The sequence below is a fragment of the Fibrobacter sp. genome (genome assembly GCF_017545445.1).
In the GTDB taxonomy this organism is placed as follows: Bacteria; Fibrobacterota; Fibrobacteria; order Fibrobacterales; family Fibrobacteraceae; genus Fibrobacter.
Genome location: NZ_JAFWOM010000124.1, coordinates 1 through 14,305 on the forward strand (window position 1 = coordinate 1; position 14,305 = coordinate 14,305).

The following is a 14,305-nucleotide window of genomic DNA, read 5'->3' on the forward strand; positions in this document are numbered from 1 at the left end:
ATTGTCACTGTGTGTATTCATCTTCAAAATGCAGAAGACGCTCCACAGGATGGAACGTCTTCAGGAACTCCTTCTACATTTGCAGACGAGATAGTCTAAATATAGGATTGTATTCAGCGTATATCAAGGGCTTGCCTTGAATGCATCATGAAGATGAATGAAATGAGTAAGTGAACTCCCTTTGTAAAATTTTTCTGCTACCCTTGCCAGTTTTTTCGATATTAGGTACATTAAAAGCCGACGCATCTCGCTGTACAAAGGCGAGGTGCGTTTTTGCTTTTATCAACTTTTTGATTTCGCAAGAACGCCTCTAACATTAACCGGTCGCAAATTGCGACTACTTGGAGGCTATATGGCAAAATCCGAAGACCTTATCAGGAATTTGATATCTCTTCCCCATGAATATGAATGGCTGGATATTAAGGGCAACTGGTTTTCAAAAGATGAAATTGGGGAGTATATTTCTGCAATCTCCAATGGGGCGGCTCTGTGTGGACGTGAATACGGTTATGTCGTTTGGGGTGTAGATGATACTTCGCATGAAATCATTGGTACAACCGTAAATTTCGACAAGGACATTGATCACGAACCCTATAAGCACTATCTTGCTCGCAATCTAAAGCCGAGTGTCACGTTTGAAGTCGAGGATGTGCAGGTTGATGGCAAGCGTCTTGTATTGTTGACTGTTCCAGCGGCTAAATCTGTTCCGACGAAATTTTTGTCTCAGGCGTTTATTCGGATTGGTTCCAGCAAAGAGAAATTGGCGAAGTTCCCTGAATGGGAGATTCGTTTGTTGAATGTTCTTTCAAACGGTATTCCGACTATTGTCAATACGGCGGCTCCGGATTATGCACAGGAGCTGACTTTTGAAAAGCTGTTCATGTATTACGGGGCGAAGGGAATTGAACTCCGAAGGGAAACTTTCAAGAAGTCGCTCAAACTTTTGACTGCCGATGGTCGCTATAACATTATGGCTTTGCTACTTTCGGACGCAAACGACATCCCGATTCGCGTCTCGGTTTTTAGCGGCAAAAGTAAGGCAGATGCGTTGTTCTCGGTAAAGGAATACGGAAATTCATGTATCTTGTACGCGATGGACAAAATTTTGGAATACGGCGATGCAATCAATATCATTCAAGCGGATGAACGCGGCCGCATTTCCGAGAGGAAGGATGTCCCGCTTTTTGATTACGAGGCTTTCCACGAAGCTATTCTGAATGCTTTTATTCACAACAAATGGCTGGGTTTGAATGCCCCCATGATAAGCGTCTTTACGGATCGTATCGAAATTCTTTCGCATGGCGGAATCGGGCTTGAACAGGATATGGAGGGATTCTTCAACGGGGTGAGTATTCCGGTTAATGAGGTGCTCGCATCTATATTCTTGCAGCTTCGGCTGAGTGAGCGTTCGGGGCGTGGTGTGCCGAAAATCGTCGGTGCATATGGCCGGGAATCCATTCGTATAGAGAAAAATTTCATTGTCGTGACGATTCCCTTTAACAGGATTAATGTGACGCCATTTGAACTGAACGAAGGAAACCCGACAATAAACCCGACATTAAAGCCGACAATAAACCCGACATTAAAGCTTACAAAAGTACAAAGCGCCATTCTTGGGGAAATATCTAAAAATCCAAATATTACACAAGCTGAATTGGCGTCTTTACTTAAATACCAGCGTTCGTCTATTAGTGAAAGTATGTCAAAATTACAGACTTTAGGCATATTAAAGCGAGTTGGAGGTAAAAAGACTGGCTACTGGGAAGTAATGAATAATTTAGACGAGGTTTAGACGAAATTTAGACGAAAAATGGCGAAATTGAACGAAAAAACGGCAAATATTTAGACGAGATTTTTCCCAGTTCAATACTGAAGAAGAGGTCGAGAAGGTTGTCGTTGACAACTTCAAGCTTCTCTTTGGGGACTATTTCATAATGCTCGCGAAAAGCAAGATTCTCACTTCCGGCGGCAAGGGGACGATTCCCGATGGCATCATTGTCGATTTCAAGGAGAATCGATGGTTCAAAATCGAAAAGCAAAAGGAGTTCTTGAATCTTCTTGAATCCGACCTGAAATTGCCCAGAGAAAGCCCTGAGTTTGCCTTCCGATTGCCCAGAGAAAAGGCGATAAATAAAAGAGAAATTCTTCCACAAGTTGCGAAGAAATTGTCACTGTGTGTATTCATCTTCAAAATGCAGAAGACGCTCCACAGGATGGAACGTCTTCAGGAACTCCTTCTACATTTGCAGACGAGATAGTCTAAATATAGGATTGTATTCAGCGTATATCAAGAGTTCATAGAAAGATTCACAGAAAATGCAACAAAACCGGCTGCAAGTCGCGCCTATTACCCCCCAAGTCACCCCCCAAGTTGATATAAAACACAACATTAAACCCGACTTTAAAAACCTCCCAATTTCCTCCCAAAACCCGCATTTTTCTTAAGCGGCTCGGCCTTTCGTCTGTTGAGGCGGCTTCAACGGATTTTCTGTAGCGGTGGGTCTGTTTTGAATGATAGAATCTATATTATTACAAAATGGAGTGTGTTTTATGAGGATTTTTAAGCTACCTGCAATCGCTGTTTCTGTAGTGTTGAGCCTTATGGCTTGTTCTGAAGACAGCAGTTCAATTGTCAATCCTAACGGGGCTCTTTCCCCTGTGGAAACGTCTTCTGCCAGCGAAGTAACGAGTTCCGGTAATGAAGCGCCTATCAACGAAGTCTCTAGTTCCAGTATCGAAACTCTTGTCAATGAAGTTTCTAGCTCAAGTGTTGCTGCTCCGGTTGAAGTTTCCAGTTCTAGCATTGCGGCGCCTGTCGTTTCCAGTTCGAGCGAAGCGATTTTGAAGTTGTCTAGCTCCAGTGTGGCTCAGGAAAACAAGGTTTCTAGTTCCAGCGTCCAGCCTACCAGCAATAGTGAAAGCGATTTGGAAAACGGGAAGGCGAACGGTTCCGAGATTGTCTTGAAGCTCGCGGGGAGCACGGCGACTGTAGAAAACAACAACAACTGCGTCGAAGTGAAGGACAAAGCGGCGACCATCACTTGCCCGGGCGATTACTTTGTCACTGGCGAAGCTTCCGATTTCCAGGTTGTGGTGAATACTCCGGGTGCTGAAAACGAAGGCAATACCGGAATTTATCTCAACAATGCGACTTTGAAGAGTTCCAACTCTCCGATTCTTGTGAAGAATGCCGACAAGACGGTGATCCACTTGGTAAAGGGTTCTGTCAACGTCGTGGAAGACGGTAAGGGTAATCATTTGTTCACAACCGTCAACGGCAAGCAGGACACTTCAAAGGCTGCAATTTATTCCAAGGACGACCTGAACATCAAAGGTTCCGGAAAGCTGACCGTTACGGGCAACTTCAAGAACGGCATCCAGTCCAGCAACGACCTCAAAATCAAGAATGGCGACATTACCGTGGTCGCAGCCGATGACGCTATCAAGGGCAAGGGCAGCCTCGAAATTTCGGGCGGCACATTGAACATCACCGCCAAGGCGGGCGACGGACTCGAAAGCGACGAATGCGTAGAAGATAACAAGGGCGCTTTCAAGGACACGGTGGCCGGCAAGGGCTTTGTTGAAATCTCTGGCGGCAACATCACCATCAAGGGGCACAAGAGCGGCATAAAGGCGGCCAACTACATTCTCGTGAGCGATTCCACCGAACCTTCAACAATCAAGATTGAATCCCCTAACAAGGGAATCTCTGCCGAAAAGTACATCTATGTCAACGGCGGCACCATCGACGTGAAATCGGATTCTTCCGCAATCCGCACCAACTGGCAAGTCTATATGAACGGCGGCGACGTGACTATTTCTACAAAGAAGAAGGGCATCCACGCGGATTCCGCCCTGTACATGAGAGGTTCGACAATCAACGTTGTTACGTCTTTCGAAGCTATAGAAGCGTTCAAGATTTTTGCGGAGGGCGGCGTAACATCCGTGTTTGCGACTAACGACGGCTGGAATGGCGGCGGCGGCCCCAAGAACAATAGCAGCTCCATGGCCATGTTCAGTGAGAGCAGCGGCTATGTCACCATCACCGGCGGCTACCATTACATCAGCGTGAAGGGCAACATGGTTGACGGGTTAGATGCTAACGGTACTGGAAAAATGACCGGCGGCGTGGTGATTGTTGAAATTACCGGCCAGAGCTACGAAGGCCAAGGCGGCATGGGCGGCGGCATGGGTGGCGGATTCAACTTCGGCGGTGGCTGGGGCATGGGCGGTCAGCAGGGCGGAAACAACTGCGGCGCGTACAACTTTGCCGGTGGTCTCATCGATACCGACGACGGATTTACAATTACCGGCGGCGTGCTCCTCGCGTTTGGAAACTACACGATGGATGTTCCCGGGTGCACCGCTTTAACCCACAGCAACAACAGCTATTACGGTTCTGACAAGGCGGCCGTCAAGCCGACATACCAAGGCAACTATATCCTTTACGGCGGCGAAGTAAAGTCTGTGGCTCAGGTGCAGACCAGCGGCATGAAGGAAATCAAGTTCCCCAACGGCGTGAGCTATATGTACAAGTAAGACTTGTCGAAATCGCAGAATTTATAATTTCCCGTTTACTTTTTGTCACCCCGGCCTTTAGTGGCCGGGGTCTGTCATTCTGGAGCCGAAGGCGATAGAATCCAGTGCATTGCCACCCTGCACTCTGTTGCGGGGCATCTCCTTTTTTGAGGCGATTCAAGGTTGACTGATGCGAAACTTCGAATTAAATTATCATCTATGAAATTCTCAATCTTCTTTGTGCTTTCTGCTTGTGCGTTGTTGCTTTCCGCGTGTTCGGAGTCATTCACGGATTCGCGTGACGGACAAAGTTACGATGTCGTGAAAATCGGCGATTTGACGTGGATGGCGGAGAATCTGAATTTTGAAACTGAGTCCAGTGCGTGCCCTGATGGCGATTCCCGCAACTGCAAACGTTTGGGGCGGCTTTATTCGTGGGCCGAGGCGAAAACGGTTTGCCCGGAGGGTTGGCGTTTGCCGACGAGAGCGGATTTCGAGTCGCTGATAGCCTCGGCGGATGGCTCGGGTGTGGTACTCAAAGCTCGCGACGGTTGGTTCAAGAAAGGGAACGGCGACGATAAACTCGGCTTTAACGCACTCCCGGCGGGTTATGGTTTTGCGAACGGCGCTGCATCGGGTTCTGCGCCCTCGAATAAATTTGACGGCATTGGCGGTTACGCGTATTTCTGGAGTGCGACCGAAGATCCTGAAAACCGCGAATCGAATGCGTATTATCTGTTTCTTGCTTTCAACAGCAAATCAGCAAGCGTAAATTCATTTTCGAAAAGCGACTTGCGTTCTGTGCGGTGTGTTCAGTAATCTAATTTGTTTCTAAATTGTTGATACTGTTGGTATCGAAATGTACAAGTGCTTAGTCGTCATTCTGCTATCTTTTTTGCTGTATGGATGTGCGGCTTCTGGAAATGTACCCAAAAATATCTCCGGCACGGAGCCGAAGGGCAAAGTTCATATCGTTAATGCATTGGGCGGCGCTGCTGTAAAAATCGATGATAATTTGGTTGAAACGACCCCTTTGGATGTTATGCTTCCGGTGGGCGAACATAAGCTAACGTTGAATTATTTGGGTAAAGTAATTCTCGATTCGACGATTGTTGTGACGGATGACTACGAGCGAAATATGAATACAGCTCTTGTCGGAAGTATTGTTGGCGGTTTTGTTCCTTTTTTGCTCTTGCCGTTTCCGGTGAATTTAGTTTCGCTTATTGTCCCTGTTGTAACGATGGTGCCGGCGGAACAGTTAAGTTCGGATAAAATTATCTTAAATGATTTTGCAAAAGCAAAAAATAGTGGTATAGCCGTAAATGCTCCAAAGCAACATTTTTCAGCACCGACTTTTTCAGTGAATGATTCAGTGGAAGTGGCGACAGAAGTTGCAGAAAATTTTCCAGAAATGAGTGAGTTCTATGAAGAACAAATGAAAGAATCTTTTTCTGAAGTATCGATGCATAAAATAAATTCAGATAAGTTTAAATTTCTTCAGGGAAAACAGGGCAAAAAAAGTGCAGAAATAGTCAAAGCGGAGTCTATTTGTTATGACCCTAAAGAAGATTTAGTCTGGACGTATCATCCTTGGCAAAAGAAAACATTTACCTATCAAAGCAATGATTTTTTACCTTGCGATGTGGAATCTCTTCCGTATTCCAGCGATGTTAAAGCCGGATTGATTGGTTTTGCAATTTCTGCTGGAGTTGGGGCGATTGTTGGTGCTATTGGTGGTGGCGGTAAAGGTGCCTTGGCCTGTGCGGCGTCTATAGGTGCTGTTGTTGGGCTTCCGGCTTTCTTTGTTACAAGCTCTGTAGTGAATAATAAAAATGTTCGTGCATGTCAGCGTTTCAGGGATAGCGAACAAGTGAAGGAATGGTATAGCCATTACCGTTGTCGTCAAAATACAAATCCGATTCCTGAATCGAAGAACCAGTAACGTCCTTTAAACGATTCGCCCACATACACGGTTGCACCTGCAGAAAGTTGTACGTGCTTTGCAATGAGAACGGATGCTCCGAAATATTGCGAAATAATGTATGGAAAGCGAAATGAAATTTCGTAATCACGAACTTCGTCATCCCACCAGGGCCTGTAAAAGAATGGCGCGTATGAAATCGCGATTTCTTTTATCGGGAAAAAGTTGATGAATCCTCCAAAGCCTCCGTGGAGCTTGAATTCCTGTTGCTCATTTTCTATGGAGCCATGATAGTCTTCGTAACCGTACATCATTCCTTCATATTCGTGGGAAACCCAATTTAATTTAACGCTTGAATGGTTTAGGCTTACGTTCACGTATGCTGTTACGCCAACTTCAATGTATCGTGAATTTGCTCCAATAGTTCCACGGATAAAAGGGTAGGGGTCAAGCCCGATTCCTGCTCCCCACATAGAAAGATCATTTTTGCTAAAATAATCAAATGAACCTGTTATGGGGAATCTTTTGAATCGATAAGCGATATTCGCATCCCCTCCTTGTAATTTAACTCCGTCTTCGTGGATGTCGTCATTTTGAACGTCTTTGAGTTGCCATGTTTCCTTGCCGTAAGAACGGATTTGTACGCTAGCTCGCATGGCACTCGATTTTTGATCCATCGAGAACGCCGCCCCTGTAAAAGGTGCTGGGGCATATACATCGAATATGCCTTCTTTGACGCTTGCCTTTTGCCAACTGCAACTGCATAGGCAAATAATGCATGCCGCAATGCTTGCGATGAACGTGTATGTCGAAAAGACTTTATTCACAGCAAATAGTCCATCCTGATTTTTCGCATACTTTCGAATAAGTTTGCTTTTAGCGTGGAGCTGCCCTTGGTGAGGCTCTTGATTTCTTCACGGATGGTCTTGCGGTGGCTTGCTTTCGAAAATTCGCAGGTGCAGGTGAACTTGCGGATGTCCGCATCTTCGGCGTATGCGATGATTTCGCTTTCTTCGCAGTAGCAGAGCGGGCGGATAATGCTGCACGGATACTTTTCGTACGGCACCATCGGCGGCATCCCGCTGAACTCGCCTTTGTACAGCATGTTCATCAAAAGCGTTTCGACGATATCGTCCATGTGATGCCCGAGCGCAATTTTGTTGAAGTTGTTTTCGCGTGCGAACTTGATGAGTTCCGTGCGGCGCTGCGTACTGCACCAGTAGCAGTTCAGCTTGCGGCCTTCTTTGAGGCGGCCTTCTACCGCCACGTCTTTAAAGTAAAACGGAACTTGCGGATATTCTTCGGCCATCTTCTGCAAAAATTCGCGAGGCGCTTTGTCTGCAAAATCGCTTTGGATATGGATGGCGGCGAGTTCGCACTTGGGCCCGAATTTGCCGAGGCGTGCGGCGAGTTCCATCAACAGCACGCTCGAATCTTTGCCGCCGCTTGTGGCGATAAGCACGCGGTCTCCGTCTTCAATCAAGTTGAAGTCGTGAATGGCTTTCGTGATTTTCTTATTGACTCTCTTGCGAATTTGACTAGACATTTTTATTTTATTTAAAATTTAGTAATCTTACTTTATATTAATAGGCGTGCTTTTCATTTTGTCACCCCGGCCTCTGTGCCGGGGTCGGCTTCTTTATGAGAATTCGCTTTTATTGTTCACTATATTTTATTAAAAAAGGCTCTCGAACGAGAGCCCCTTTAATTTTTACGAACCGCGATTAGTTGTCGGTGAGGTGCGTCGGCATCAACAGGAACGAGAAGTTCATGTTTTCGCCCACCGGTTCGATGATGCAAGCGCCAAGCGGATTGTTCATCTTCATGATGACTTCTTCGCTCTTGCACATGCCGAGGATTTCTGCGAGGAACTGGCCGTTAAAGCCAATGCAGAAGCTGCCTTCGCCGTTGTGCGTGATAGCGAGTGCTTCGCGAGAATCGCCGCCGACATCCGGGTCTGTTGCGCTGAGTTCGAGGATGTTGCCATCGAACTGCAAACGGATCTTGCGGGTGCGTGCGTTAGCCATCGAAATCACGCTGCGGATCTTGTTCTGGAATTCCGTGGTGTTCGCCTGTGCGGTGCGTTCGAACTGCTGCGGAATCACGGAACGGTAGCTCGGATACGGTCCTTCGTACAGTTTCGAGATGACCTGGATAGAACCCGTGTTGAAGAGGATGTGCGTTGCAGAGGTGCGGACTTCAACTGTGGAATCGCCCTTCGCCATGTGCAGAATGTGCTGCAATGCCTTGTGCGGGATGATGACGCCGTTCGAAAGTTCTGCGCCTTCCTGATCAATTGCTGCACGGCCAAGACGGTGGCCGTCGGTCGCGACCATGGATACCTTGCCGTCCTTCGCTTCGAGGAACACACCGTTCAAGCTCAAGCGGGTAGAGTCGGTCGAGGTGGCGAACAATGTTTTTTCGGCGAGGAACGCAAGTTCGCTTGCGGCGATGTTCAAGGTTTCGCCATTTTCGATTTCCGGGAACGGCGGGAAGTCGTTTGCGTCAAAGCCGATGATGCTTGCCTTGCCGCGTTCGCTCCACTGGATTTTGACCAGGTAGTCCTGTGCGTCGAAAGTAATGTTTGTGATGCTCGGATCCACGAGGTTCTTCACTTGGTCGAACAACTTGCGGGCGTTGATGACGACCGCACCATCACGTTCGCCCTGCACTTCGACCTTGACCCTGATACCGAGGTCCAAGTCGGTGGCACTGACTTCGAGGAAGTTGCCTTCGAGGCGGAGCGAAAAGTTGTTGAGAATCTGGATGGTGGATTTGTTCGGCACGGCGCTAATCGCCGCTTGCAGGGCGTCCTGCAATACATTCTTTTGAATAGTAAATCTCATGGACTAGGCACCTCTTTGAATTAGCATTGTTCCTACGAAAAACACAACGACAATGATGGCAAGGAGCACGATGACTCGTTTGTCCAGTGCGTTTGCCTTCTTGGGGACGAATTTTTTGACGTTTTGCTTTGCTCTTCTGCGATCGCTGCGACTCATAGAAAAATCTCCGTTGTTTTATGTTGAAAAATCTACTATTTTAGAGGGAGGTCGAGAAGATATTATGAACGAAAAAACTCTAAATAAGCTGAAAAATACGGCGATGGACTGTGCGTCCAACGTACTCTCCCGCGTTGAATTGTCGATGATGCAGTCCAAGCTCAAGGCCAAGTTCCAACTTCTGGGGCAGCATGCTTACGACGCCATTCAAGAAGGCCGTTTTGACACCTTCAAGGACGACTCGTCGGCAATCGAGGCCGTGGGCGCCATTTTCGAAATCAAAAAACAAATTGCAGAAATCGAACAGAAATTGAATAAGGCCGAAGGTCCCAGTGAAAAAGCTTGAGGTTCATGTACATCCGGGGCTGAAATCCAAAGGACGTGACTTTACGTTCTCGGTGAAGAAAGCTGTCGCTTATGTTGTCGTAGGCGTCTGTGCAATCTTGGGTTTTGTCATGTTCTCGCCGGTCCAGATTCTGGAGAACTTGTCGAACGGCAACCTGATAGACGTTTATCACCAGAACTCCGTCATCAAGAAAGAAATCAAGAAAATCCGCACGGTCGTCGATACGACAATCTTGAAGATTGAAGAGACCCGTGCCGTCCGCGACAGCTCCATGAAGTTGGGCGGACTCGGTTTTACGCTCGAAGGCTCTCCCATCGAAGAAGAAACGCCGAAAAAGAATTTACACGCAATCCGTTCGACGTTCAGGAGAACTTTAAATAAACTAGAGAACGATTCTGCACTCGCGGCTCGCGTTCCGGTACTGCACCCGCTCAAGAACCATCACGACATCAAGAGCCGTTTCGAGATGGTATTCGATGCATTCACGGATCAGGAACTGCCGCATCGTGGCATTGACTTCTTGGCCGCCGAGGGCGATACCGTCTATGCACCAGGAGCCGGAACTGTTGTCGAAGTCCGCAAACATCGTGGCTTTGGACTTACGATGAAAATCGAACATCTTAAACATGTGAAAACGTTCTACGCGCATTTGGGCAAGACTCTTTTGGATAAAGGAGATGAAGTCCGTCGCGGAGACCCCATTGCGGTAATCGGCAAAAGCGGTTTGCAGTCAAGCCTTGGTTTACATTACGAAATCCGCGTGAATGGCGTACCCGTCAACCCCGAGGATTACTTTATTACGAAATAAGCGAAAGCGGTTCGGCAAGCTCACTCCCCATCCCCCTAACCACTGTTTACTAACCACTAATCACTTCCTACTAAAATATGAAATCACCTTTTGAACAAAATATAATCGCTATGGTGTGGGACTGCGACAAGACCCTCATCAGTTCGTATATGCAGGAGCCGCTCTTTAAACATTTCAATATCGATGGCGGCAAGTTTTGGCAAGAGGTGAATGCTCTCAAGTCATATTACGGCAAACAGGGCATTACCATAAATTCGGATACGAGCTACTTGAATCACATTTTGACGTATGTGAAAGCAGGCCTTTTTAGAGGACTCGACAATGCGCTTTTGCGTGAATTTGGCAAGGAACTCAAGTTTTATCCGGGACTTCCGCAGTTCTTTGGCGAGGTGAAGTCGCTCATTAACGATGACGAAAAGTACAAGGCGTTCGATATCCGCTTGGAACATTATGTTGTAAGCACTGGGTTCGCCGAGACGATTCGCGGGAGCGCAATTGCTCCGTTTGTCGATGGAATTTACGGGTGCGAATTTATCGAAACTCCTGCAAAGCCCGGCTATTTAGATGCTTTTAATGGAGATTCGAGTGCTATAGATGTTGCTGCGTGCGTGCCTGAAGTTCCGCGAGAAATATCGCAAATCGCATCCGCGCTGGATAACACTTCTAAGACGCGTTACCTTTTCGAAATCAACAAGGGCAGCAACAAGTATCCCGAAACGATTGATGTCAATTCTTCGATTGCCCGCGAGAGCCGCCGCGTGCCCTTTGAAAACATGATCTATATTGCTGACGGTCCAAGTGATGTGCCTGCGTTCAGCATCCTGAATTACAATGGTGGTAGCACGTTTGCCGTTTATCCCAAGGGCGACGTAAAAGCGTTCCGACAAGTCGATGCTCTGCGTCGAGACAATCGCGTGCAGATGTTCGGCGAAGCCGATTACGAGACTGCAAGCCAGTCGTGGCTTTGGCTTACCGAAAAAGTCCGTGCCATTGCAGACTCCATCGTAGAACGCAAACAAGCCGCTATCCGCAACAGCGCCGGAGCTCCGCCCACGCATTTGAATTAAGGCTGTGCTATTACCCAGCCTTGGATGGTGAAGCCTTAATGGCAGTACCCAAAGCAATTTCCATTTTGACAATAGCCATTTCAGCAGGATTCAAGTCAAGGAATTCATCCACATCCCCAACTGCCCAGCCTTTCTTTTGCAATCTTTCTTTTTTCGCTTGATCCATAATCTAATCCTTTGTGTCATATTAAAAATACACTGAACAAAGTTCAGTATCAATAGGTAAAATTTCGGAGAAATTATAACTTGCCGTAGAGGATCAAGGGGGAAAATTTTAGGAGGTGATGGAATTTTCATTACAACTAATAGCAAAAGTATTGATTTGTAATGACGTTTATAGCATATTTATCAAAAAGGAATTGAATATGGCGACATTACAATTAAGAGTAGATGACGAATTGAAGAGAAAATCAGACGACTTGTTCCAATCCAATGTCTGCCGCGCCTCTGAAGATTTATCTCTTGAAAAGGCAATTAGTGATACGCGGAAGCAAGAGAATCTGCACGGTCACTATTCATCTGCGCAAGAAGCCGTAGCCTCCATGCTGGATGATTGATTTTGTACCAAATAATTAACGGTGAACTTATTCTTTCCGCTACCGCAACGGGAACACACGCCGATTTATTTGGGAAATAACGCACGGTAGAACAGAAAAAGGACTGCGCGGGGGCAGTCCTTTTTAAATGTTACTGGATCCTTCCGCCTTCGGCGTCAGGATGACGAAGGTGCGAAGGTCAAGATGACGCTATAAAAAAGGCGACCCCGGCACAGTGGCCGGGGTGACATTGTAAAGGCGATCCCGCAACAAGTGCGGGATGACAGTAAGCGATTAGCCTTCGCGGCCAAGCATGAATGCCTTCTTGTTGCCTTCGTGGAACTTTTCGGCAAAGAGCTTGTTCAAAGCGACCATCCACTGATCGACGGTGAAGTCGAAGTGCTTGGAGAGCTTGCCGAGCATGGCGACGTTCAAAGCCTTCACGTTTTCGAGCTTGGAAACATCGATGTCAGCCGGCGTGAGGAGCACGCCGCCCTGCTTCATGTAAGCTTCGTTCACGACAACCTGCGTCTCGTCAAAGACGACGAGGTAGTCGGCTTCGCCGCACGGGATCATCGGGGACTGCACTTCTTCATCTTTTGCAAAGCGCACGTCAGAAGCGATGGAACCGCCGCGCTGGCTCATGCCATGGACTTCGGCCTTTTTCACGTCGTAACCTTGTTCGAAAACGAGTTCGGCCATCACGTCACTAGCCTTGATAACGCCTGTGCCACCGAGGCCTGCAAATTTAACGTTCATTACGCTCATAATTATTCAACCTCTCTATTAAAAGTTATTGTTCTTCTTGGCAGCGGCTTCCGCTTCGGCCAAAGCCTTTTCGGCCTTTTCCTTGTTTGCCTTGTCCCAGGCAAGGATGCTCTTGAGGGCGAGAATGCACGGGCTCTTTGCAACGATAAGCGTGAGTTCGTCCTTTTCGAGGGATTCCTTCACGAGGCGCTTGAATTCTTCCGGTTCCTTGACCTGGTTCACTTCATAGACGTTGTCGAAACCGGCGACCTTTGCGACTTCCTTGTAGTCAATCTTGTATGCCGGAGAGTGGTCAAGGTGACGGCCCGTACCCGGGTGTTCCTGCTGACCGGTCATAGCGGTGATGCTGTTGTCCAAAATGATGACAACGTGGCCCGTTTCCGGACGGTTATAACCCGCTTCCACAAGGCCGGTGATGCCACTGTGAACAAACGTAGAGTCGCCAATCACGGAGACAACGCGCTTTGCCTGTTCGCGCGGGAGCACGTTACGGAGGCCGATACCCATACCGATAGCGGCACCCATGTCAATCATGTAGTCCATGGCGCTGATGGGCGGGAGAGCGGCGAGCGTGTAGCAGCCGATGTCACCGGAAACGATGCAGTCGAGTTCCTTGAGAACTGCAAAGGAGCTGCGGTGCGGGCAGCCCGGGCAGAGCATAGGCGGCTTACCCTTGACCGGAACCGGATCCGGGTTCTTGTCGCCAGCGATAATGCGGCGCACACGGTTCACGTCGAGTTCACCAAAGCGGAAAATCGGGTCAAACTTGCTTTCGCACTGGATGCCAGCGGCCTTGATGTTTTCAGCAAGCCACGGGTCGTTTTCTTCGATGACCATGAGGCGCTTGCCTTCGAACTTCTTGGCGAAATCCTTGATGAGCTGCATCGGAAGCGGGTAGGTCATGCCGAGCTTGAGGATGCTTGCTTCCGGGGCGGCTTCGCGGACGTGGTGGTAGCTGATGCCGCTCACGATGATACCGAAATCAGCGCTGCGCATTTCGACCTTGTTCGGGCCTTCGGCAACGTTCCAGGCTTCCATTTCGTCCATCTTGGCGCGGAGGCGACGGCCTGCCGGCTTGGAGAATCCCGGCACCATCACGTGCTGGGCGATATTGCGTTCGAAGTTCGGCACCATAGCCGGAAGTTCTTCCTTCGGCACGACGATCGACTTGGAATGATCTACACGGGTGGTCATGCGGAGGATGACCGGAATCTTGAACTTTTCGCTCGTCTGCATGGCGATGCGGAAGAAGTCGTAGGCTTCCTGGGAGTTGGACGGTTCGAACATCGGGCAAACGGATGCCTTCGCGTGGTTACGCGTATCCTGTTCGTTCTGGGAG

At 48.1% G+C, this 14,305-nt stretch carries 16 protein-coding genes; 9 read left to right on the plus strand and 7 right to left on the minus strand.

From position 1 onward, the window contains the following. Positions 1-352 precede the first annotated feature (352 nt). The 5 genes from IKG78_RS13700 to IKG78_RS13720 all read left to right on the plus strand — a co-directional run bounded on the left by IKG78_RS13700 (position 353) and on the right by IKG78_RS13720 (position 6,460). Positions 353-1,792 (plus strand): RNA-binding domain-containing protein, encoded by a 1,440-nt coding sequence (locus IKG78_RS13700; RefSeq protein WP_290944463.1) that lies wholly within the window; start codon positions 353-355, stop codon positions 1,790-1,792. A gap of 142 nt (positions 1,793-1,934) precedes the next feature. Next, positions 1,935-2,258: a hypothetical protein gene (locus IKG78_RS13705; RefSeq protein WP_290944464.1), complete on the plus strand. Its 324-nt coding sequence runs from the start codon at positions 1,935-1,937 to the stop codon at positions 2,256-2,258. 292 nt (positions 2,259-2,550) lie between these two features. Next, positions 2,551-4,539, plus strand: coding sequence for a carbohydrate-binding domain-containing protein (locus IKG78_RS13710; protein ID WP_290944465.1), 1,989 nt, complete (start codon positions 2,551-2,553; stop codon positions 4,537-4,539). 198 nt (positions 4,540-4,737) lie between these two features. After that, positions 4,738-5,337, plus strand: a complete 600-nt coding sequence (locus tag IKG78_RS13715) for a fibrobacter succinogenes major paralogous domain-containing protein (RefSeq protein WP_290944466.1) — start codon at positions 4,738-4,740, stop codon at positions 5,335-5,337. Between the two features lie 40 nt (positions 5,338-5,377). Then, positions 5,378-6,460 carry a hypothetical protein gene (locus tag IKG78_RS13720; RefSeq protein WP_290944467.1) on the plus strand — a complete coding sequence of 361 codons (1,083 nt, stop codon included), beginning with the start codon at positions 5,378-5,380 and terminating at the stop codon, positions 6,458-6,460. Here the strand turns inward: IKG78_RS13720 and IKG78_RS13725 are convergent. The 4 genes from IKG78_RS13725 to IKG78_RS13740 all read right to left on the minus strand — a co-directional run bounded on the left by IKG78_RS13725 (position 6,421) and on the right by IKG78_RS13740 (position 9,441). Further along, the gene (locus tag IKG78_RS13725; protein WP_290944468.1) at positions 6,421-7,266 is read right to left on the minus strand and encodes a hypothetical protein; all 846 of its coding nucleotides are present in this window, start codon (positions 7,264-7,266) and stop codon (positions 6,421-6,423) included. The genes IKG78_RS13720 and IKG78_RS13725 overlap by 40 nt on opposite strands. After that, entirely contained in the window at positions 7,263-7,985 is a 723-nt protein-coding gene (locus tag IKG78_RS13730; protein ID WP_290944469.1) for a tRNA 2-thiocytidine biosynthesis TtcA family protein, read from the minus strand. The genes IKG78_RS13725 and IKG78_RS13730 overlap by 4 nt, the downstream gene beginning before the upstream one ends. Positions 7,986-8,163: 178 nt before the next feature. Continuing rightward, a complete protein-coding gene (dnaN, locus tag IKG78_RS13735; RefSeq protein ID WP_290944470.1) occupies positions 8,164-9,285 on the minus strand; it encodes a DNA polymerase III subunit beta in 1,122 nt (373 codons plus the stop codon). 3 nt (positions 9,286-9,288) lie between these two features. Further along, positions 9,289-9,441, minus strand: a complete 153-nt coding sequence (locus IKG78_RS13740) for a hypothetical protein (protein WP_290944471.1) — start codon at positions 9,439-9,441, stop codon at positions 9,289-9,291. A 64-nt stretch (positions 9,442-9,505) separates the two neighbouring features. Here IKG78_RS13740 and IKG78_RS13745 point away from each other — a divergent pair, with 64 nt between their 5' ends. From IKG78_RS13745 to IKG78_RS13755, 3 genes are all read left to right on the plus strand, one after another. Continuing rightward, positions 9,506-9,787, plus strand: coding sequence for a hypothetical protein (locus IKG78_RS13745; protein WP_290944472.1), 282 nt, complete (start codon positions 9,506-9,508; stop codon positions 9,785-9,787). Beyond that, positions 9,774-10,595 (plus strand): M23 family metallopeptidase, encoded by an 822-nt coding sequence (locus IKG78_RS13750; RefSeq protein ID WP_290944473.1) that lies wholly within the window; start codon positions 9,774-9,776, stop codon positions 10,593-10,595. The genes IKG78_RS13745 and IKG78_RS13750 overlap by 14 nt, the downstream gene beginning before the upstream one ends. A gap of 77 nt (positions 10,596-10,672) precedes the next feature. Continuing rightward, a complete protein-coding gene (locus IKG78_RS13755) occupies positions 10,673-11,662 on the plus strand; it encodes a hypothetical protein (RefSeq protein ID WP_290944474.1) in 990 nt (329 codons plus the stop codon). Positions 11,663-11,672: 10 nt separating this feature from the next. Here the strand turns inward: IKG78_RS13755 and IKG78_RS13760 are convergent, their stop codons facing one another. Then, complete coding sequence (locus IKG78_RS13760) at positions 11,673-11,828, minus strand: hypothetical protein (protein WP_290944475.1); 156 nt, start codon at positions 11,826-11,828, stop codon at positions 11,673-11,675. A gap of 118 nt (positions 11,829-11,946) precedes the next feature. Here IKG78_RS13760 and IKG78_RS13765 point away from each other — a divergent pair, with 118 nt between their 5' ends. Continuing rightward, entirely contained in the window at positions 11,947-12,219 is a 273-nt protein-coding gene (locus IKG78_RS13765; protein ID WP_290944476.1) for a hypothetical protein, read from the plus strand. Positions 12,220-12,492: 273 nt separating this feature from the next. Here IKG78_RS13765 and IKG78_RS13770 read toward each other — a convergent pair whose 3' ends face one another. Both IKG78_RS13770 and IKG78_RS13775 read right to left on the minus strand, forming a co-directional pair. Beyond that, a complete protein-coding gene (locus IKG78_RS13770; RefSeq protein ID WP_088660162.1) occupies positions 12,493-12,966 on the minus strand; it encodes a 2-oxoacid:acceptor oxidoreductase family protein in 474 nt (157 codons plus the stop codon). A gap of 18 nt (positions 12,967-12,984) precedes the next feature. Next, on the minus strand, positions 12,985-14,305 hold a 1,321-nt coding region (locus tag IKG78_RS13775; RefSeq protein ID WP_290944477.1), incomplete at its 5' end, for a thiamine pyrophosphate-dependent enzyme.